The sequence below is a fragment of the Zoogloea sp. GW822-FHT05C07 genome (assembly GCF_058800215.1).
Genome location: NZ_CM179510.1, coordinates 116,205 through 137,849, shown reverse-complemented (window position 1 = coordinate 137,849; position 21,645 = coordinate 116,205). Strand labels below are relative to the sequence as shown.

Here is a 21,645-nt window from a genome sequence, read left to right as displayed (position 1 = left end):
CCGGAGAATAGAACATGAGCAGCAAGCGAACCGTACAGTTCAAGATTTACCGCTACGATCCGGACAAGGACGCCGCGCCGTACATGCAGGACATTTCCGTCGAACTCGAAGAGTCCGACAAGAAGCTGCTGGACGCTCTCGTGCGTCTGAAGGCCAAGGATGATTCCCTGTCCTTCCGCCGCTCCTGCCGCGAAGGCGTGTGTGGCTCCGACGCCATGAACATCAACGGCAAGAACGGCCTGGCCTGCCTGACCAGCATGGACGACATTGCCCAGCCGATCACGCTGCGCCCGCTGCCCGGCCTGCCGGTCATCCGCGACGTGATCGTCGACATGACCCAGTTCTTCAAGCAGTACCACTCGATCAAGCCGTACCTGATCAACAACGAGCCCGCTCCCGAGCGCGAGCGCCTGCAGTCGCCGGAAGACCGCGATGAACTCAACGGTCTGTACGAGTGCATCCTGTGCGCCTGCTGCTCCACGAGCTGCCCGTCCTTCTGGTGGAACCCGGACAAGTTCGTCGGTCCCGCCGGTCTGCTCGCGGCCTACCGCTTCCTGGCGGATACCCGTGACCAGGCAACCAGCGAGCGTCTGGACAACTTGGAAGATCCGTACCGTCTGTTCCGTTGCCACTCCATCATGAACTGCGTCGACGTGTGCCCGAAGCACCTGAATCCGACGAAGGCGATCGGCAAGATCAAAGACATGATGGTTCGCCGCGCGGTATGACGCTCAATCGGGGGCGCGTGCGCTGGCAGTGCCGTCGGGCTCTCCTCGAGCTCGATCTGGTGTTCACGCGCTTCCTCGAAAGGCACTTCGATCGTCTGACCGACGATCAGCTGGCCGATCTGGATGACCTCTTGCTCGTCGAAGACCATGACCTGTGGGCCATTGTCAACGGCAGCAAGCCGGTCACCAAGGAGCGCTGGCAGGAAATGGTGGACCTGCTCCGGGCTCGATAGTCCGGCAGGTCTAGTGATAGGGCGCTGGAGTTTCAACAGGGAAAAAGGGACCAAAATATGACCACGCAACGTACTGCAACACTGACCGTAGGTGACAAGGCCGTAGATTTTCCGATCATGTCGGGGACCCATGGCAATGATGTGATCGACATCCGTACCCTGGGTGGCAAGACTGGGTACTTCACGTATGACTCCGGCTTCCTGTCCACGGCCAGCTGCCAGTCCAAGGTCACCTACATCGACGGTGACAAGGGCGAGCTGCTGTACCGCGGCTACCCGATCGAGCAACTGGCCGAAAACTGCAACTTCCTGGAAGTCACCTACCTGCTGAAGAACGGCGAACTGCCGAACGCCACGCAAAAGGGCGACTTCGAAAAGACCATCAAGAGCCACACGATGGTTCATGAGCAGCTGACCAAGTTCTACTCTGGCTTCCGCCGCGACGCCCACCCGATGGCCGTCATGACCGGCGTGGTCGGTGCCCTGTCCGCGTTCTACCACGACGCGATGGACTTCTCCGACGCCGAGCATCGCAACATCAGCTTCAACCGCCTGGTTGCCAAGATGCCGACCATCGTCGCGATGGCCTACAAGTACAGCACCGGCATGCCGTTCATGTATCCGGACAACGAGCTGGACTACACCTCGAACTTCATGCGCATGATGTTCGGCAACCCGTGCGAGAAGTACCAGCCGAACCCGGTTCTGGTCCGCGCCCTCGACATCATCTTCACGCTGCACGCCGACCACGAGCAGAACGCGTCCACCTCCACCGTCCGTCTGGCCGGTTCCTCCGGTGCCAACCCGTTCGCCTGTATCGCTGCCGGTATCGCCTGCCTGTGGGGCCCGGCGCACGGCGGCGCGAACGAAGCCTGCCTGCAGATGCTGGAAGAGATCGGTGACGTGTCCCGCGTCGGCGAGTACATCAAGCGTGCGAAGGACAAGAACGACTCCTTCAAGCTGATGGGCTTCGGTCACCGCGTCTACAAGAACTTCGATCCGCGCGCCAAGCTGATGGGCAAGGTCTGTGCCGACGTGCTCGGCGAACTGGGCCTCGAGAACGACCGCCTCTTCAAGCTGGCCAAGGAACTCGAAAAGATCGCCCTCGAAGACGAATATTTCGTCGAGAAGAAGCTCTACCCGAACGTGGACTTCTACTCCGGCATCGTCCAGAAGGCGCTCGGCATTCCCACTGAAATGTTCACCTGCATCTTCGCGCTGGCCCGTACGGTCGGCTGGATGACCCAGTGGGAAGAAATGATTACCGATCCCGAGTACAAGATCGGTCGCCCGCGTCAGCTGTACATCGGCGCCGCTCGCCGCGACGTCGTCCCGCTGGCCCAACGCGGCTAAGTTTGCCCGGAAGGGGAGGGGGAAACAGGGGAGCGAATGCGGGATGGTCGAAGAATCAGGCCATCCCGCTTCGTTTTTCTGAAGAAGTGAATCAAACAGGGATTTCTCCCCACCGAAAGCAAGTACCTTCAAAAAGACAAGATATAAGCCAGGTGGTCGCCCATGATGAAACAGCTTTTTGAGAGCTCCCAACTGTTCGGCAGCAATGCGCCGTTCGTTGAAGAGCTTTACGAGAACTATCTCGACAATCCGGATTCCGTCTCCGAAGAATGGCGGACGTATTTCGACTCGCTGCAGAATGTGCCCGGCAAGGGCCGCGACGTCGCGCACTACCCGATCATCAACGCCTTTGCCGACATGGCGAAGCGTGGCCCGGTCCGCACCGTCGTGGCGTCCGGCGTCGACCAGAAGCAGGTCAGCGTCCTGCAGCTGATCAACGCCCACCGCTTCCTCGGCACCCGTTGGGCCCAGCTCGATCCGCTGAAGCGCACCGAGCGTCCCGAGATCCACGAACTCGAGCTGTCCCACTACGGCTTCACCGAAGCGGATCTCAATCAGTCCTTCAATACCGGTTCGTTCCATGGTCTGCCCGGCGATCACGCCACCCTGCGCGAGATCCTCGACGCAGTGCGCCAGACCTACTGCGGCTCCATCGGTGCCGAGTACATGTACATCACCGATATCGGTGAAAAGCGCTGGATCCAGGCTCGCCTCGAGCCCACCAAGGGCCGTCCCGGCTACCAGGCCGACCAGCAGCGCCGCATCCTCGAGCGCCTGACCGCCGCCGAGACCCTCGAACGCTACCTGCATACCAAGTACGTCGGCCAGAAGCGCTTCTCCCTCGAAGGTGGTGAAAGCACCATCGTCGCGATGGACGAGCTGATCCGTGTCGCCGGCAGCAAGGGGGTGCAGGAAATCGTCGTCGGCATGGCCCACCGCGGCCGCCTGAACGTGCTGGTCAATACCCTCGGCAAGTCGCCGAGCATGCTGTTCTCCGAATTCGAAGGCAAGGCTGCGTCCGACCTGTCGGCCGGCGACGTGAAGTACCACATGGGCTTCTCCAGCGATGTCATGACCGCCGGTGGTCCGGTGCACCTGACCCTGGCCTTCAACCCGTCTCACCTGGAAATCGTCAACCCGGTGGTCGAGGGCTCCGTGTATGTCCGCCAGACCCGTCGTGGCGCCAAGGGCAAGGCCGAGGTCATCCCGGTCCTGATCCACGGTGACGCGGCCGTTGCCGGCCAGGGCGTCAACCAGGAAATGCTGAACTTCGCGCAGACCCGCGGCTACGGCACGGGCGGCACGATCCACATCGTGGTGAACAATCAGATCGGCTTCACCACCTCCGATCCGCGCGATTACCGTTCTTCGCTGTACTGCACCGACATCTTCAAGATGGGTGAGGCTCCGATCTTCCACGTCAATGGAGACGATCCGGAAGCCGTGGCCTTCGTGATGGGCCTGGCCGTCGAATACCGCCAGGAGTTCAAGAAGGACGTCGTCGTCGACATCGTGTGCTACCGCAAGCTGGGCCACAACGAGGCCGACGAGCCGATGGTCACCCAGCCGCTGATGTACAAGAAGATCGCCAAGCACCCCGGCACCCGCAAGCTGTACGCGGACAAGCTGACCCAGCTGGGCATCGTCAAGGCCGACGAGCCGGAACAGTTCATCAAGGACTACCGCGCCGCCCTCGACAAGGGCGAGCTGCTGTCCAATCCCGTGCTGTCCGACTTCAAGCGCCAGTTCGCGCAGGACTGGGCGCCGTACGCCGGCAAGGCCTACACCGACAAGTGCGACACCACCGTGCCGACCGCCGAACTCGAGCGTCTGGCCACGGCGCTGACCACCACGCCGGAAGGTTTCGTGCTGCACCCCCGCGTGCAGAAGATCATCGACGACCGCAAGGCGATGGGCGCCGGCAAGCTGCCCTTCGACTGGGGCATGGCCGAGAACCTGGCCTACGCCAGCCTGGTGGTGCAGGGCTTCGGCATCCGCCTGTCCGGTGAAGACGTCGGCCGTGGCACCTTCTTCCACCGCCATGCCGCGCTGCACGACCAGAACCGCGACCAGTGGCACGACGGCACCTTCTACCCGCTGCAGAACATCCGCGAAGGTCAGGGCCCGTTCTACTGCTACGACTCCGTGCTGTCCGAAGAAGCCGTGCTGGCCTTCGAATACGGTTACGCCTCGGCTGAACCGAACCAGCTCGTGATCTGGGAAGCCCAGTTCGGCGACTTCGCCAACGGCGCCCAGGTGGTGATGGACCAGTTCATCAGCTCCGGTGAAGCCAAGTGGGGCCGTCAGTGCGGTCTCGTCATGATGCTGCCGCACGGCTACGAAGGTCAGGGCCCCGAGCACTCTTCCGCCCGTATCGAGCGCTACATGCAGCTGTGCGCCGAGATGAACATGGAAGTGTGCATCCCGTCTGGCCCGTCGCAGATCTTCCACCTGCTGCGTCGCCAGGCCCTGCGCAAGCTGCGCAAGCCGCTGGTGATCATCACGCCGAAGTCCCTGCTGCGCCACAAGGATGCGATCTCCTCCCTGGACGATCTCTCCAAGGGCACCTTCCAGACCGTCATCGGCGAAGTGGACGAGCTCGACGTCAACAAGGTCAAGCGTGTGGTGATCTGCTCCGGCAAGATCTACTACGAACTGCTGGCCCACCGTCGCGCCAACAACATCGACGACATCGCGGTGGTCCGCCTGGAACAGCTGTACCCGTTCCCGCGCGAAGCCTTCGCGGCTGAAGTCAACAAGTACCCCAACGCCAAGGAAGTGGTGTGGTGCCAGGAAGAGCCCCGCAACCAGGGCGTGTGGTACTGGCTGGCGTCCCGTCACCATCTGGACAGCGCCCTCGGCGACGAGCGCAAGTTCCTGCTGGTGGCCCGTCCCGCCGCGGCATCGCCGGCGGTCGGCTACTACGCCAAGCACAATGCGCAACAAAAGGCAGTCATCGAAAATGCGTTTGGCGAAATCAAAGCCTGATGCAAACGTCCACGCCGAACTGAAAACAAGGGAGAAGATATGCTGATCGAAGTCAAAGTGCCCCAACTGTCCGAGTCCGTTTCCGAAGCCACGCTGGTCAGCTGGCACAAGAAGGAAGGCGACGCCGTTTCCCGTGACGAGAACCTGATCGACATCGAGACCGACAAGGTCGTGCTCGAAACCCCGGCTCCGGCCGACGGCGTGCTGGTCAAGATCGTCAAGAACGGCGGCGACTCGGTGACTTCCGGCGAAGTGATCGCCACCATCGACACCGAAGCCAAGGCTGCCGCCGGCGCTCCGGCTGCTGCTGCGGCCCCCGCTGCGGCTGCACCCGCCGCTGCCACGGCTGCCGGCGCTGCCAGCCCGTCCGCCCGCAAGATCCTCGACGAGAAGGGCATTGCTGCCGCTGACGTCGCCGGCTCCGGCCGTGGTGGTCGCGTGATCAAGGAAGACGCCATCGCTGCCCAGCCGAAGGCTGCCGCTCCGGCTGCTGCGGCTCCGGCCGTGGCCGTTCCGACCGGCGAGCGTGTCGAACAGCGCGTTCCGATGACCCGTCTGCGTGCCCGCATCGCCGAGCGCCTGCTGCAATCGAAGAACGAAAACGCCATCCTGACCACGTTCAACGAAGTGAACATGGCTCCGGTCATGGCGCTGCGCAAGCAGTACGGCGACAAGTTCGAGAAGGCTCACGGCGTGCGTCTGGGCTTCATGGGCTTCTTCGTGAAGGCTGCCGTCGCCGCCCTCAAGAAGTTCCCGATCCTGAACGCCTCCGTCGATGGCAACGACATCGTCTACCACGGCTACATCGACATCGGCATCGCCGTCGGTTCGCCCCGTGGCCTGGTGGTGCCCATCCTGCGTGATGTGGACAACATGTCCATCGCCGACATCGAGAAGAAGATCGCCGAGTTCGGCCAGAAGGCCAAGGACGGCAAGATCTCCATCGAAGAGCTCACCGGCGGCACGTTCTCCATCTCCAACGGTGGCGTGTTCGGCTCCATGATGTCCACCCCGATCATCAACCCGCCCCAGTCCGCGATCCTCGGCATCCACGCCACCAAGGACCGCGCCGTGGTGGAAAATGGTCAGGTCGTCGTGCGCCCGATCAACTACCTCGCCATGTCCTACGACCACCGCATCATCGACGGCCGCGAAGCCGTCCTGGGCCTGGTCACCATGAAGGAAGCCCTGGAAGATCCGGCTCGTCTGATCCTGGACGTCTGATCCATCCAACCGTCGGCACGGTCGCGGCCCGCAAGGGCTGCAGCCGTGCCGCGTTTTTGTCTGCACAAGGAAGAGACTAAATGGCGAAGCAATTTGATGTGCTGGTCATCGGCGGTGGTCCCGGTGGCTACGTGGCAGCGATCCGCGCCGCACAACTCGGTTTCAACACGGCCTGCGCCGAATCCAATCCCTACGCCGACCCGAAGGGCGAGCCCCGCCTCGGCGGCACCTGCCTGAACGTCGGCTGCATCCCGTCCAAGGCGCTGCTGCACACTTCCCACCTGTTCGAGGAGGCCGGTCACGCCTTTGAAGAGCAGGGCATCTCCGTCGGCACGCCGAAGATCGACGTGGCCAAAATGATCGGCCGCAAGTCCAAGATCGTCGAGCAGCTCACCGCCGGCATCAAGGGCCTGTTCAAGAAGAACAAGGTCACCTTCCTGGCTGGCCACGGCGCCTTCGTCGGCAAGACCGACGCCGGTTGGCAGGTCAAGGTCGGCGAGGAAGTCGTCGAAGCCAAGCAGGTCATCGTGGCGACCGGCTCCACCGCCCGTCACCTGCCCGGCATCCCGGTCGACAACAAGCTGGTCTGCGACAACATCGGCGCCCTCGACATCGACGCCGTGCCCAAGCGCCTCGGCCTCATCGGCTCCGGCGTGATCGGCCTGGAAATGGGCTCCGTGTGGAAGCGCCTCGGCGCCGAAGTCACCATCCTCGAAGCGATGGACAGCTTCCTCGGCGCTGCCGACCAGGACGTGGCCAAGGAAGCCCTCAAGCTGTTCACCAAGCAAGGCCTCGACATCAAGCTGTCGGTCAAGGTCGGTGCCGTCACCGTCGGCAAGAAGTCCGTCACCGTCGAGTACGAAACCAAGGACGGCGCCCAGACGGCTGAATTCGACCGCCTGATCGTCTCCGTCGGTCGCGTGCCGAACACCGCCGGCCTCAACGCCGAAGCGGTTGGCCTCAAGATCGACGAGCGCGGCTTCGTCGAAGTCGATGACCACAACCGTACCAACCTGGACGGCGTGTGGGCGGTGGGCGACGTGGTGCGTGGCCCGATGCTGGCCCACAAGGCCATGGAAGAAGGTGTCGCGGTGGCCGAAACCATCGCCGGCCAGAAGGGCCACACCAACTTCGACACCATCCCTTGGGTCATCTACACCTCGCCCGAGATCGCCTGGGTTGGCAAGACCGAACAGCAGCTCAAGGCCGAAGGCGCCGCCTACAAGATCGGCAAGATCCCGTTCATGGCCAACGGCCGTGCGCTGGGTGCCGGCACCCCGGCCGGTTTCGTGAAGATGATTGCCGACGCCAACACCGACCGCATCCTCGGCGTGCACATCATCGGTTCCAACGCCTCCGAGTTGATCGGCGAGGCCGTGGTGACGATGGAGTTCGCCGGTGCGTCCGAAGACCTGGCACGCATCTGCCACGCTCACCCGACCCTGTCGGAAGTGGTGCACGAAGCCGCCCTGGCGGTGGACAAGCGTCCTCTGCACTTCTGATGACGGCGGCCGGCCTTTTGTAGCCGGCTCCGCGCATCACCCGGGGGTGGTCAGGCAGTAAAATGCCTTACCACCCCCGTTTCCATAAGTGGCGCGACCAGAGAGCGCCCAGACAACACCTGCCACGACGATGCCCCATCGAATCCTCAAGGTTGCCGAGCACGGCATGCTCGAAGCCTACGACGCCACCCTCAAGGCCCGCGGCTTCAAGTCCGACCCCGCCCAGCGCGCCGCCGCCCAGCGCCTGCAAGGCCTGTACACCGAACTCGTCGCCTTCAAGGCGGCTCGCAAGGGCACCCTCCGCAAGTTGCTGTCGCGGCCCAAGCAGCCGCGCAGCGTGTACTTCTGGGGGGGCGTGGGGCGCGGCAAGAGCTTCCTGATGGACTGCTTCTACGATTCGGTCCCGTACCAGCGCAAGCGCCGCGTGCACTTCCATGCCTTCATGCAGGAAGTGCAGAACGACCTGAAGAACCTCAACAACGAAGCCGACCCGCTGCAAAAGGTCGCCGACCGCATCGCGCGCCAGACCCGCCTGCTGTGCTTCGACGAGTTCCACGTGTCCGACATCGCCGACGCGATGATCCTCGGCCGCCTGCTCGACGCGCTGTTCGCCCGCGGCACCATCTTCGTGATGACCTCCAACTACCCGCCGGACGGCCTCTACCCCAACGGCCTGCAGCGCATCAACTTCCTGCCGACCATCGACATGATCAAGCGCCGCTTCGACGTGGTCGAGGTGGATCACGGCACCGACTACCGGCTGCGTACGCTGGAGCAGATGGACGCCTTCCTGGTGCCCGCCGACGAGGCCGCCGACAAGCACCTGGCTGCGGATTTCGAGAAGATCGCCTGCACCAAGGGCAAGCCTGGCGAGATCGAGGTGCTGGAACGCAAGCTGAAGGTTCAGCGCATCGCGCCCGGCGTGATCTGGTTCGACTTCGACACCCTGTGCGGCGGCGCGCGCTCGCAGAATGACTACCTGGAGATCGCCCGCGAGTACCACACGCTGATCCTCTCCCGCGTGCCGAAGATGAGCGCCGCGATGGCCTCCGAGGCGCGTCGCTTCACGTGGCTGATCGACGTTCTCTACGACCACCGGGTCAAGCTGCTGGTCAGCGCCGAGTGCCAGGCCTATGACCTCTACGTGGAAGGCCGCCAGGCCAACGAGTTCCACCGCACGGTCAGCCGCCTGATCGAGATGCGCTCCCGCGACTACCTCGCCGAAGCCCACCGGACCTCCGCGGCCTGAGCCCTGCATGAAACGCCGCCAGGCCTGCCTCGCCCTTGCCTTGCTGGCCGTGCTTACCACGGCCCGGGCGGAGCCGCGCCTGGAGATCGTCACGCTGCGCCACCGGCCTGCCGAGCAGATCCTGCCGGCGCTGCGGCCGCTGGTGGAGCCTGGCGGCTCCTTGTCCAATATGGGCGACAAGTTGCTGCTGCGGGTCTCGCCGGCCAACCTGTCCGAACTGCGTGCCGCCATCGACGCGCTGGATACGCCGCTGCGCCGCCTCGTGGTGTCCGTGCGCCAGGATCAGGATGTGGCCGGGCAGGGCGGTGGAGCCGGCATCAACGCGCGGCTGTTGCCTGGCAACAGCCGCGTGATCGTCGAAGCCGGCGCCGGCAGCACGAGTCGTAACGAGCAGCTCAGCCAGCAGGTCCAGGTGGTGGAGGGCGGGCGCGCGCTGATCCGCGTCGGCCAGTCCCTGCCCATCGCCATGCGCGAATGGCGTGCCGGCCCAAATGGCTGGCAGGCCGTGGACAGCGTGCGCTTCATGGATGTGGGCAGCGGCTTCATGGCCGCGCCGCAGCTGATCGGCGAGCAGGTCAGCATCGACATCACGCCGGCCGTCGAGCAGCTCCGCCCCGATGGCAGCATCGAGTCCTCCCGCCTGTCCACCCAGGTCCGCGGCCGCCTCGGCGAATGGATCCCCCTCGGCGGCAGTCAAACCGACAGCCGCCGCTCCGAATACGGCACCGGCGGTGTCCGCCAGGGCGACAATCAGAGCCGCGGCCAGGTCTGGCTGCGGGTCGACGCCCTCGACTGAGCCGCCCCTTGCTTTTCAGTACCATGAACGTCGAACAAGCCTTCGCGCCCGATGGCCCCTTGGCCAAGGCCATTCCCGGATTCGCACCGCGCCGCCAGCAGATGGAGATGGCCGAGCACATCGCCTTCACGCTGAAGGAGAACCGCGTGCTCGTCGCCGAGGCCGGTACCGGCACCGGCAAGACCTACGCTTACCTGGTGCCGGCGCTGCTGAACGGTGGCAAGGTGATCATCTCCACCGGCACCAAGACGCTGCAGGACCAGCTTTTCAACCGCGACCTGCCGACCATCCGCGCCGCCCTCAAGGTACCCGTCGCGGTGGCCCTGCTGAAGGGCCGCGCCAACTACGTGTGCCACTACCACCTGGCCCGCAACCTGGCCGACGCGCGCCTGCAGACCCCCGAGGACGCCACCCACCTGCGCGCCATCGGGCGCTTCATGGAGATCAGCCAGACCGGCGACAAGGCCGAATGCCCCGAGGTGCCGGAAGACGCCGCCGCCTGGATGTTCGCCACCTCGTCGCGGGACAACTGCCTGGGCCAGGAATGCCCCAACATCAAGGAGTGCTTCGTCGCCGCGGCGCGCCGCAACGCGATGGACGCCGACGTGGTGGTGGTCAATCACCACCTGTTCTTCGCCGACGTGAGCCTGCGCGACGAAGGCATGGGCGAGCTGCTGCCGTCGTGCAATGCGGTGATCTTCGACGAAGCCCACCAGCTGCCGGAAACCGCCAGCCTGTTCTTCGGCGAGAGCGTGTCCACGTCCCAGCTGCTCGAACTGGCCCGCGACACCCGCTCCGAAACGGTGGCCGCCGCCCGCGACTGCCTGGACCTCATCGAAGCCACCCGCAAGCTCGAAAAAACCACCCGCGACCTGCGTCTGTCCGTACACGCCGAGAACGCCCGCTTCGGCTTCGCGCAGATGGAAGACAACAAGCCCTTCCACGAAGCGCTGGAAGCCCTCGGCGACGAGCTGGCCGCCTTCGGCGCCATCGTCGAGACCCAGGCCGAGCGCTCCGAAGGGCTGGCCAACTGCCTGCGCCGCACCCAGGAGCTGCAGGAGATCCTGGCCCGCTGGATCAAGCCCGAGAACACCGACTGGGTGCGCTGGGTGGAAGTCTTCAGCCAGGCCCTGTCCCTCAACGCCACGCCCCTGTCCATCGCCAGCATCTTCAAGCGCCAGATGGACGGCCACCCGCGGGCCTGGGTGTTCACGTCGGCCACGCTGGCGGTCGGCAAGGACTTCGGCCACTACTGCCGCGAGCTGGGCCTGCACTGGGTCGAGCCGCCGATCGAGACGGCCGTGTGGGGCAGCCCCTTCGACTATCCCGCCCAGGCCGTCCTCTACGCCCCCCAGGGCATGCCCGAGCCCAACAGCCCGGACTACCCGGACGCCGTCGCCAAGGTCGCCTTCCCGCTGATCCGCGCCGCCCAGGGGCGCACCTTCGTGCTGTGCACCTCGCTCAAGGCCATGCGGCGCATCCATGAACTGATCGGCGATTACCTGGAACGGGAAAAGCTCGACCTGCCGCTGCTGATCCAGGGCGAGGGCTCGCGCACCGAACTCCTCGACCGCTTCCGCCGCCTCGGCAACGCCATCCTGGTGGCCAGCCAGAGCTTCTGGGAAGGCGTGGACGTGCCCGGCGACGCGCTGTCGGTGGTCGTCATCGACAAGCTGCCCTTCGCCCCGCCGGACGACCCGGTGCTCGCCGCACGTATCGAGCACATGCAGAAATCCGGCCGCAGCCCCTTCATGGAATACCAGCTGCCGCGCGCCGTCATCAACGTCAAGCAGGGCGCCGGCCGCCTGATCCGCACCGAACGCGACAAGGGCGTCCTCGCCATCTGCGACCCCCGCATGCTCACCAAGCCTTACGGCAAGCGCGTCTGGCAGAGCCTGCCGCCGATGACCCGCTCGAAGGTCGAGGCGGAAGTCGTCGCCTTCCTCGAAGACCTGCCGCCACCGGCCAGCGGGCGCTGAGATATCGCCAGGGTGTCCGCTAGAACGGCGGATGCCGAAGCACTTTTCGATGAGATTTGCCGAAAAACGGAATTCAATCATCCGTTGATGGATGGACTCCTTCCAGTCTCGCAACCAGGAAACCGAAATTTCCATCATTTTCATCGAAGCTTCGGCCGAATTCATCGAATTGCGGATGGGCGGGCTCGAAGTTTCGGTGTTTGAGTCCGAATGTTCGAGCTCCGAGTCCGAAGTTTCGGACTCAATCATCGAAACTTCGGACTCGGAGCTCGAAAAGTGGAAGGCTTCCTTCCGTCTTCCGTTGTTTGCGCCCCGGCCCCGGGTGGCAAGCCCGTCTTGTCCCGGTGTAACCTATCGGCCTTTCTCCGGCGGCGTCTGCGGTATGGCATCCGAGCTTGTCCGGGGCTGCCATTCACCCTCCGCGAACCCGTCTTCCCCGCCTGATCTCCGGCCGGCTATCCTTGTCGGACATCGCGCACGAAACAGAAGCCCGCCATGCAGATTGAATCCATCGAGATCAAGAACTACCGCCTTTTCCGGGATGCAAAGATGCATGCCATTCCGCGCTTGTGCGTGCTGGTCGGCGCGAATGGCACCGGGAAGTCCACCCTGTTCGATGTGTTCTCCTTCCTGAAGGATGCGCTGAGCATGAACGTGGGCAAGGCGGTATCCAAGCGTGGGGGCTACAAGGAATTGGCTAGCCGGGGTTTTGCACAGGAGCCCATCGAACTGACGATGCAGTTCCGCCTGGAGATCACCGGTTATGAACGCTTAGTGACTTACATCCTCAGGATCGAGCCGGACAAGGCGGGGCGTGCCGTGGTGGCGCGGGAGATCCTGCGCTACAAGCGCGGTGCCAATGGCAAGCCCTTCCACTTTCTCGACTTCGCCTACGGCAAGGGCTATGCGATTGCCAACGAAGAGGACTTCTCAAAGGTGGACGAGGCCCTGCGGCGTGAGGAGGAGGAACTGGACGCGCCGGACATCCTGGCGGTCAAGGGGCTGGGGCAGTTCGAGCGCTTCAAGGCGGCCAGCGCGTTCCGGTTGATGATCGAAAACTGGCACATCTCAGATTTCCACGTCTCCGAAGCCCGCCCGAGTCAGGAGGATGGTTTTGCCGAGCATCTGTCCACGCGGGGCGACAACCTCCCGCTGGTGGCGAACTATCTGTTCGAAAACCATCCGGATCGCTTCAAGCGGGTGCTGTCCTCCATGCAGCGCCGAGTGCCGGGCGTCAGCCTGGTTGAGCCGCGGCAAACGGAAGACGGGCGGCTGGTGCTGCGTTTTCAGGACGGCAGCTTCAAGGATCCGTTCATCGCCAGGCACGTGTCGGATGGCACGATCAAGATGTTCGCGTATCTGGTGCTTCTGAACGATCCGAAGCCTTATCCGCTGCTGGCTGTCGAGGAGCCCGAGAACCAGCTCTATCCGGAACTGCTGCCTGAGCTGGCCGAGGAGTTCCGGGATTATGCCCGGCGTGGCGGGCAGGTCTTCATCTCGTCCCATTCGCCAGATTTCCTGAATGCTTTGGCGTTGGATGAAATCTATTGCCTGCGCAAGGCTCAGGGCTTCACGACGATCACCCGGGCATGCGAATCGGAAAACCTGCGCTCCTTGTACGATGCGGGTGACTTGCCCGGTTACCTGTGGAAGCAGGGGCTGTTCGAGGGCCTCAATTGATGGCGGGGCGCCTCATCTTCTTGCTCGAAGAACCTTCGATGAAGGCCTTGCTGGATGGATTGCTGCCGCGCCTTTTACCGGGCTGGGAGGCGGAGACGCATTTCAAGTGCGTGCCCCATCAGGGCAAGAGCGATCTGGATACCAGCATTCCCCGCAAGCTGAGTAGCTGGAAGATCCCGGGTGACCGTTTCGTCATTGTGAGGGACAACGACAATGCCGACTGCGTTGATCTGAAGAAGCGCTATCTGGCGACCTGCCATGCCAGTGGGCGGCCGGAGACGCTTGTCCGCTTGGTGTGCCAGGAACTCGAGAGCTGGTATGTCGGTGATCTCGTTGCCCTGGCCGAGGCTTTTGATGATCCGAAACTCAATTCTCCTGCGCTGCGAAAGCGCTTTGCCAATCCGGACGAATGGGAGAAGCCGTCCGTCGAGTTGAAGCGGCTGATTCCAAGCTTTCAGAAGACTAGTGCGGCAAGGTCGATGTCGGCATGTCTGCAGATCGAAGGAAACCGCTCAAGGAGTTTCCAGGTCTTCGTGGACGGCATCCGCAGGCTTGCAAGGGAAATGGGTTGAGACGACCGAGCCGCGTTGAACATTGATTGGGCTTTGTAGCCCGAACGTGAGATCCAGTCGGGAGTTCGGGCCTTTCACACCGCCCCCTTGCTACAATCCCGCGCCTGTCAATCCGTTGGTGGCGTGGCTCATGAAGGTATTCGGGTTTGCCGGCTGGTCCGGTTCGGGCAAGACCACGCTGATCGAGAAGATCATTCCGGAGATCACCGCCCGGGGCTTCCGGGTGTCGGTGATCAAGCATGCGCATCACGGTTTCGACATCGACAAGCCGGGCAAGGATTCCTGGCGCCATCGGGAGGCGGGGGCCAGCGAGATCCTGCTGGTTTCCGACGAGCGCTGGGTGCTGATGCACGAATTGCGCGGCGAGACGGAACCCGATCTGAGCGCCCAACTCCAACGCCTGTCGCCCTGCGACATCGTGCTGGTGGAAGGCTTCAAGGCGGTGCCGATACCCAAGATCGAGGTCTATCGCCCGGCCCACGGCTGTCCGCTGCAGTATCCCGACAATCCGTCCGTCGTCGCGATCGCCACCGACGCGGCACTCGATGCCCCCATGACCTGTCTGAATCTCAACGATGCGGCCGCCGTGGCCGATTTCATCCTCCACCATCAGGGGCTCCTATGAATACTTCCCTGCGTCCTTTCGAAGAGGTGCGCGACGCGCTGCTGGCCGCCGCCGAGCCGGTGACGGCTGTCGATACGGTGCCCACGTCGGCGGCCCTCGGCCGTGTGCTGGCCGCCGACCAGGTGTCCGGCCTCAACGTGCCGCCCCTCGACAATTCCCACATGGACGGTTACGCGGTGAGCACGGCGGACCTGCCGGCCGCCGGCACGCGCCTCGTCATCGGCCAGCGCATTCCGGCCGGCAGCGTCGGCCACACGCTGGCCCGCGGAACGGCGGCGCGCATCTTCACCGGCGCGCCGATTCCGGCCGGCGCCGATGCGGTGGTGATGCAGGAGCTGTGCGAGGCGGACGGCGACGGGGTGGTGATCAATCACGTGCCCAAGCCCGGCGAGTGGGTGCGCCGCGCCGGCGAGGACATCGCAGAGGGCAGCACCGTGCTGTCCGCCGGCGTGCGCCTCAATCCGCAGATGCTGGGCCTCGCCGCGTCGGTGGGCTGCGCGACGCTGCCGGTGCTGCGGCGCCTGCGGGTGGCGCTGTTCTCCACTGGCGACGAGCTGGTGATGCCCGGCGAGCCGCTGCCACCCGGCGCCATCTACAACTCCAACCGTTACGTGCTGCGCGGCCTGCTCGAAGCCCTCGGCTGCGAGGTCAGCGACCTGGGCATCGTGCCGGACAAGCTCGATGCGACCCGCGCCGCGCTGCGCGAGGCGGCCGGCCGGCATGACCTGATCGTCACCAGCGGCGGCGTGTCGATGGGCGAGGAAGACCACATCAAGCCGGCGGTGACGGCGGAAGGGCGGCTGGATTCCTGGCTGATCGCGATGAAGCCCGGCAAGCCGGTGGCCTACGGCCATGTGAACGATCCGGCCGGCGGCGCCGGCGCGGCCTTCATCGGCCTGCCCGGCAACCCGGTGTCGAGCTTCGTCACCTTCATCCTGCTGGTGCGGCCCTTCGTGCTGCGCGCCCAGGGCGTAAAGGACTGCCTGCCCAAGGCGATTCCGCTGGAGGCCGCCTTCGACTGGCCCAAGCCCGACCGTCGCCGCGAGTTCCTGCGCGCGCGCCTGGGTGCCGACGGCCGTGTCGAGCTGTATCCCAACCAGGGGCCCGGTGTGCTCACGTCCACCGTGTGGGCCGACGGCCTAGTGGACAATCCCTCCGGGCAGGTCATCAAGGCCGGCGACCGGGTGCGTTTCATTCCTTATTCCGAACTACTGTCATGAGCGTCAAGGTCCTGTATTTCGCCAATCTGCGGGAGACCCTCGGTTACTCCCACGAAACCCTCACGCTGCCCGCCGGCATCGCCACGCTGGGCGAGCTGCGCGCCCACCTGGCCCGCCGCGGCGGGGTGTGGGAGGCCCTCGGCGAAGGCCGCAACGTGCGCGCGGCGATCAACCAGGAGATGGTCGGCCCGGACGTGGCGGTGGCGGACCGGGACGAGATCGCCTTTTTCCCGCCGGTCACCGGAGGCTGACATGAGTGAAATTCAGCGGCAGTTCGATTCCGTGGCGGTCCAGGAGGCCGACTTCGACGTCGGCGCGGAGATCGCGGCGCTGTCCGCCGGTCGCGCCGAGGTGGGCGCGGTGGCAAGCTTCGTCGGCCTGGTGCGCGCCGACAAGCTGAGCGGAGAGGGCAGCGAGGTATCGGCGATGACCCTCGAACACTATCCCGGCATGACCGAGAAGTCCCTCGAGGCTATCGTCACCGAGGCCTACGGCCGCTGGAGCCTGCTCGGCACGCGGGTGATCCACCGCTTCGGGCGGTTGGTGCCTGGTGATCGCATCGTCTTCGTCGGCGTGGCGTCGTCCCACCGGGGCGACGCCTTCGCCGCCTGCGAGTTCATCATGGACTACCTGAAGACCCGCGCCCCGTTCTGGAAGAAGGAAGACACGCCGGAAGGCGGGCGCTGGGTGGATGCCCGCGAGGCGGACGACGATGCGGCGTCCCGCTGGGACGCCTGGGACTGAGCGGCCTGCGCGCAGCGCAGCAGGGGGCTGTTGGCGGCGTGTTGATTTCCCCGCAGTCCGTCGTCGTTCCGGCCCCGGGTTCCGCGTCTGGGGCGGGTCTGCGGGGGTGGCGCAATTGCTGCTATTGAATGGGCTTCGGCCCGACTGTTTGTAAATCCGCACCTGCGCATTTCTCCGGAACTCCGATGCCCATCTTGCGTCGGAGCACCGTTCATTCCTCACTCTCCTGCCAACCGTCCCTGTCGCTTTCCGGGCGCTGACCCAACAAGCCTAGATCATGTGGATCGTCAATATCGCCCTGCGGCGCCCCTACACCTTCATCGTGATGGCGCTGCTCATCTTCCTGGCCACGCCGCTGGTGCTGCTGCGCATCGCCACCGACGTGCTGCCGGAGATCAACATCCCGGTGATCAGCATCATCTGGAGCTACAACGGCCTGTCGCCGCAGGAGATGGCCCAGCGCATCACGACGCCCAATGAGCGCCTGCTGGCGACCACGGTCAGCGACATCGAGCACTTCGAGTCCCAGTCCTACAACGGCATCGCGATCATCAAGGTGTTCCTGCAGCCCAACGCGAGTGTCGATACCGCGATGGCGCAGATCGCCTCGACGGAGGGCGGGGCGCTGCGCCAGCTGCCGCCAGGAATCAACCCGCCGCTGGTGATCAAGTATTCCGCGTCGGCGATCCCGGTGATCCAGCTCGGCGTGTCGAGCAAATCCCTGCCCGAGCAGTCACTGTTCGACACCATGCTGAACACGCTGCGGCCCAAGCTGGTGTCCATCCCGGGCATCGCCATGCCTTACCCCTACGGCGGCAAGAGCCGGGTGGTGTCGGTGGATATCGACAGCGGCGCGCTGCAGGCCAAGGGGCTGGCGCCTCTCGACGTGGTCAACGCGATCAACGCGCAGAACCTGATCCTGCCCGGCGGCACCGCCAAGCTCGGCGAGACCGAGTTCAACGTCAAGATGAACGGCTCGACCCGCACGGTCGAAGAGCTCAACGATCTGCCGGTGCGTGTCGGCAACGGCCAGGCCATCTACCTGCGCGATGTGGCGGCGGTGCGCGACGGCTTCTCGCCACAGACCAATATCGTCCGCATGGACGGCAACCGCGGCGTCGTGCAGTCGGTGCTGAAGAACGGCGGGGCGTCCACGCTGCAGGTCATCGACGCGCTGCGCACGACCCTCGCCGATGCGCTGCCGAGCCTGCCGGACGACATCCAGGTCACGCCGCTGTTCGACCAGTCGGTGTTCGTCAAGGCGGCGATCTCCGGCGTGGTCCATGAGGGCCTGATCGCCGCGTGTCTTACTGCCGCGATGATCCTGCTGTTCCTCGGCAACTGGCGCACCACCTGCATCATCGCGATCTCGATCCCGCTGTCGGTGCTGTCGTCGATCATCGTGCTGTATGCGCTGGGGCAGACCATCAACATCATGACCCTCGGCGGCCTGGCGCTGGCGGTGGGCATCCTGGTGGACGACGCGACGGTGACCATCGAGAACATCGAGCGCTACCTGCACCTGGGCCACGACCTGGAGACGGCAATCCGCGAAGGCGCGGGGGAAATCGCGGTGCCGGCGCTGGTGTCCACGCTGTGCATCTGCATCGTCTTCGTGCCGATGTTCTTCCTCACCGGCGTGGCGCGCTTCCTGTTCGTGCCGCTGGCCGAGGCGGTGATCTTCGCGATGATCGCCTCCTACATCCTGTCGCGGACCCTGGTGCCGACGCTGGCCCTGCTGTTCATGAAGAACATGCAGCACGGGGCCGGCGGGCAAGCTCCGGACAACCTGCTGCAGCGCGTGTACCGGCGTTTCGATGCCGGTTTCGAGCGCATGCGCGGCGGCTACATCGTGATCCTCAGCGCGCTGCTGCCGCGCCGCCGCAGCTTCATCGCGATTTTCCTGGGCGGCTGCGTGCTGTCCTCGGGGCTGTATTTCTTCCTCGGGCGGGATTTCTTCCCGGCGGCCGACGCCGGCATCATCCGCCTGCATTTCCGCGCCCCGACCGGCACCCGCATCGAGGAGACGGCGCGCCTGGCCGACCGCATCGACGCGGTGATCCGCGAGCAGATCCCGGCGGAGGAACTGGAGACCATCCTTGATAACCTGGGCCTGCCTTACAGCGGCATCAACCTGTCCTACAGCAACGCCGGCACCATCGGCACGCTGGACGGGGAGATCCAGATCGCGCTGAAGGAGGATCACGGCTCCGCGGCCCGTTACATCGACCGCCTGCGGGAGGAGCTGCCGCGCCGCTTCCCCGGTGTGGAGTTCTTCTTCCAGCCCGCCGACGTGGTGACCCAGATCCTCAACTTCGGCCTGCCGGCGGCCATCGACGTGCAGGTGGCGGGCAACAAGCTGCAGGACAACTACCGCTTCGCCGCCATGGTCGAGAAAGCGGTGCGCCAGGTGCCGGGGGCGGTGGACGTGCATATCCACCAGCGCCTCGACCAGCCGTCCCTGCGCCTCGACATGGACCGCAGCCGCCTGCAGCAGATGGGGCTGAGCGCCGCCAACGTGGCGCAGAACGTGTTGATCCCGCTGTCGGGTAGCTCCCAGACAGCGCCGAGCTTCTGGCTCAACCCGAAGAACGGGGTGTCCTACAGCATCTCCGTGCAGGCGCCCCAGTACCGGGTGGACTCTGTCGACTCGCTGTTGCAGATCCCGGTGGCCGGGGCCGGCGGGGTGCCCAACCAGTTGCTCAGCAACCTGGTCCAGGTGTCGTCGGCGCGGGAGCCGGCCATCGTGTCGAGCTACAACATCGAGCCGGTGATCGACCTCTACGTGAGCGTGCGCGGGCGTGATCTGGGCTCGGTGGTGGCCGACGTGGAGCGCATCGTCGAGGAACTCAAGCCGCAGCTGGCGAAGGGCAGCAAGGTCACGTTGCGCGGCCAGGCGCGCACGATGAACTCGTCCTTCATCGGCCTCGGCATCGGCGTGGTGATGGCCATCGTGCTGGTCTATCTGCTGATCGTCGTGAATTTCCAGTCTTGGGTGGACGCCTTCATCATCATCACCGCGCTGCCGGCAGCTCTGGCCGGTATCGCCTGGATGCTGATGCTGACCGGCACCACGCTCAGCGTGCCGGCCCTGACCGGGGCGATCATGACCATCGGTGTGGCCACTGCCAACAGCATCCTGATGGTGTCCTTCGCGCGCCAGCGCCTGCTGGCCGGCGAGCCGCCGCTGTCGGCTGCGCTCGAGGCGGGGGCGACCCGCCTGCGCCCGGTGCTGATGACGGCGCTGGCGATGATCATGGGCATGCTGCCGATGGCCATCGGCCTCGGCGAGGGCGGCGAGCAGAACGCGCCCCTCGGCCGCGCAGCGATCGGCGGCCTGCTGTTCGCGACGCTGTCCACGCTGGTTTTCGTGCCGCTGGTGTTTGCCTCGGTGCATCAATATCTCGCCCGCCGGGCCACCGCCCGGCCGCAACTGCCCACTGGCAGCCTTGCCGAAGGACATTCCTGACATGACTGACAACCGCCATTCCAGCATCGGCATCCATGGCCTGCACGCCCATGAGGGCGCCCAGGGAATCCACCGCCTGCGCCTGCTCAAGCGCACCCGCAACGTGGCCCTGGTGGGGCTTGCAGTGCTCGGGGCCGGCCTCGCCGGCGTTGTCGTCCATCGCTCGGCCACCGCCCGCGATCTGGCCACGGCGGCGGACATCCACGCCGCCCGCCATGTGAGCGTAGTCTCGCCGAAGGACAGCAGCAGCGAGAGCGTTCTGAGTCTGCCCGGCACGCTGCAGGGCTATACCGAGGCGCCGATCTACGCGCGGACCAGTGGCTACCTGGCCGCCTGGTACAAGGACATCGGCGACGGCGTGAAGCAGGGCGAACTGCTGGCCCGCATCGACACGCCGGAAGTGGCCCAGCAACTGGTCGAGGCCAAGCAGGCGCATGCCCAGGCCGTTGCGGCGCTGGCGTTGGCCAAGAGTTCGGTCGAGCGCTGGGAAGGCCTGCGCAAGCTCGATTCCGTCTCTCAGCAGGAGGTGGAGGAACGTCGCAATGCCTATGCCCAGGCGAGCGCGGCCAGTGCCTTGACCGCCGCGACGGTGCTGCGCCTGCAGAAGCAGCTCGATTACAACCAGGTGGTGGCGCCGTTTGCCGGTGTTATCACCAAGCGCACGGTGGATGTGGGCAACCTGATCGATGCGGGCGGGAGCAGCAAGCAGCTCTTCGTGCTGACCCGCAGCGATCCGCTGCGCATTTACGTGCAAGTGCCCCAGGGCTTCACCCGCCGCGTGCAGCCCGGCGACAAGGCCAGCGTGAGTCTTGCCGAGTGGCCGGGCCGGGTGTTCTCCGGCAGCATCGTGCGCACCGCCAAGGCCATCGACACCACCAGCCGTACGCTGCAGGTGGAGATCAACCTGCCCAACCCGAAGGGCGAGCTGCTGCCCGGTGCCTACGCGCGGGTGGACATCAAGGCCCCGGCGACGGCCGGCGAGCCGAGCTTCCGGGTGCCCAGCAACACCTTGCTGTTCCGCCCGGAGGGGCCGCGGGTGGCGCTGGTCGGCAGCGACGGCAAGGTGCATCTGCAGCCGGTGACCATCAAGCGCGAGCAGGGGGTGGAAGTGGAGCTGGGCAGCGGTGTGAAGGCCGACGACCGGATCGTGCTGAATCCGGCCGACTCGCTGGCCGAAGGGGATGCGGTGGTCGTCGCGCCGGTGGCCGACAAGAAGCCCGAGGCCAAGAAGGCCGGCTGAGAGGCGGACAGAGGTTGGCGCGTAGCGCCTGGTTGATTGCGGG

The 21,645-nt window shown here is 65.0% G+C and carries 17 protein-coding genes; all 17 read left to right on the top strand.

The features are described 5' to 3' along the window. Window positions 1-14 precede the first annotated feature (14 nt). A complete protein-coding gene (locus tag AC3QL2_RS00585) occupies window positions 15-728 on the top strand; it encodes a succinate dehydrogenase iron-sulfur subunit (protein WP_079436769.1) in 714 nt (237 codons plus the stop codon). Next, a complete protein-coding gene (locus tag AC3QL2_RS00580; RefSeq protein ID WP_493234136.1) occupies window positions 725-961 on the top strand; it encodes a succinate dehydrogenase assembly factor 2 in 237 nt (78 codons plus the stop codon). The genes AC3QL2_RS00585 and AC3QL2_RS00580 overlap by 4 nt, the downstream gene beginning before the upstream one ends. Before the next feature lie 57 nt (window positions 962-1,018). Then, the gene (gene gltA / locus AC3QL2_RS00575; protein ID WP_493234135.1) at window positions 1,019-2,314 is read left to right on the top strand and encodes a citrate synthase; all 1,296 of its coding nucleotides are present in this window, start codon (window positions 1,019-1,021) and stop codon (window positions 2,312-2,314) included. A 162-nt stretch (window positions 2,315-2,476) separates the two neighbouring features. Then, entirely contained in the window at window positions 2,477-5,302 is a 2,826-nt protein-coding gene (locus AC3QL2_RS00570) for a 2-oxoglutarate dehydrogenase E1 component (RefSeq protein ID WP_493234134.1), read from the top strand. Between the two features lie 39 nt (window positions 5,303-5,341). Continuing rightward, complete coding sequence (gene odhB / locus AC3QL2_RS00565; RefSeq protein ID WP_493234133.1) at window positions 5,342-6,526, top strand: 2-oxoglutarate dehydrogenase complex dihydrolipoyllysine-residue succinyltransferase; 1,185 nt, start codon at window positions 5,342-5,344, stop codon at window positions 6,524-6,526. An 80-nt stretch (window positions 6,527-6,606) separates the two neighbouring features. After that, window positions 6,607-8,028: a dihydrolipoyl dehydrogenase gene (gene lpdA / locus AC3QL2_RS00560; protein WP_493234132.1), complete on the top strand. Its 1,422-nt coding sequence runs from the start codon at window positions 6,607-6,609 to the stop codon at window positions 8,026-8,028. 130 nt (window positions 8,029-8,158) lie between these two features. Further along, a complete protein-coding gene (gene zapE / locus AC3QL2_RS00555; RefSeq protein WP_493234131.1) occupies window positions 8,159-9,277 on the top strand; it encodes a cell division protein ZapE in 1,119 nt (372 codons plus the stop codon). A gap of 7 nt (window positions 9,278-9,284) precedes the next feature. Then, window positions 9,285-10,073: a hypothetical protein gene (locus AC3QL2_RS00550; RefSeq protein ID WP_493234130.1), complete on the top strand. Its 789-nt coding sequence runs from the start codon at window positions 9,285-9,287 to the stop codon at window positions 10,071-10,073. Window positions 10,074-10,096: 23 nt separating this feature from the next. Further along, a complete protein-coding gene (gene yoaA / locus AC3QL2_RS00545; protein ID WP_493234314.1) occupies window positions 10,097-12,052 on the top strand; it encodes a DNA repair helicase YoaA in 1,956 nt (651 codons plus the stop codon). 495 nt (window positions 12,053-12,547) lie between these two features. Continuing rightward, entirely contained in the window at window positions 12,548-13,732 is a 1,185-nt protein-coding gene (locus AC3QL2_RS00540; protein ID WP_493234129.1) for an AAA family ATPase, read from the top strand. 38 nt (window positions 13,733-13,770) lie between these two features. After that, a complete protein-coding gene (locus AC3QL2_RS00535) occupies window positions 13,771-14,304 on the top strand; it encodes a DUF4276 family protein (RefSeq protein ID WP_493234128.1) in 534 nt (177 codons plus the stop codon). A gap of 130 nt (window positions 14,305-14,434) precedes the next feature. Beyond that, a complete protein-coding gene (gene mobB, locus AC3QL2_RS00530; protein ID WP_493234127.1) occupies window positions 14,435-14,929 on the top strand; it encodes a molybdopterin-guanine dinucleotide biosynthesis protein B in 495 nt (164 codons plus the stop codon). After that, window positions 14,926-16,149 carry a molybdopterin molybdotransferase MoeA gene (locus AC3QL2_RS00525; protein ID WP_493234126.1) on the top strand — a complete coding sequence of 408 codons (1,224 nt, stop codon included), beginning with the start codon at window positions 14,926-14,928 and terminating at the stop codon, window positions 16,147-16,149. The genes mobB and AC3QL2_RS00525 overlap by 4 nt, the downstream gene beginning before the upstream one ends. After that, window positions 16,146-16,400, top strand: a complete 255-nt coding sequence (gene moaD, locus AC3QL2_RS00520) for a molybdopterin converting factor subunit 1 (protein WP_493234125.1) — start codon at window positions 16,146-16,148, stop codon at window positions 16,398-16,400. The genes AC3QL2_RS00525 and moaD overlap by 4 nt, the downstream gene beginning before the upstream one ends. Window position 16,401: 1 nt before the next feature. Further along, the gene (moaE, locus tag AC3QL2_RS00515; RefSeq protein WP_493234124.1) at window positions 16,402-16,893 is read left to right on the top strand and encodes a molybdopterin synthase catalytic subunit MoaE; all 492 of its coding nucleotides are present in this window, start codon (window positions 16,402-16,404) and stop codon (window positions 16,891-16,893) included. Between the two features lie 277 nt (window positions 16,894-17,170). Then, entirely contained in the window at window positions 17,171-20,362 is a 3,192-nt protein-coding gene (locus AC3QL2_RS00510; RefSeq protein WP_493234123.1) for an efflux RND transporter permease subunit, read from the top strand. A 1-nt stretch (window position 20,363) separates the two neighbouring features. Beyond that, window positions 20,364-21,602, top strand: a complete 1,239-nt coding sequence (locus tag AC3QL2_RS00505) for an efflux RND transporter periplasmic adaptor subunit (RefSeq protein WP_493234122.1) — start codon at window positions 20,364-20,366, stop codon at window positions 21,600-21,602. Window positions 21,603-21,645 lie beyond the last annotated feature (43 nt).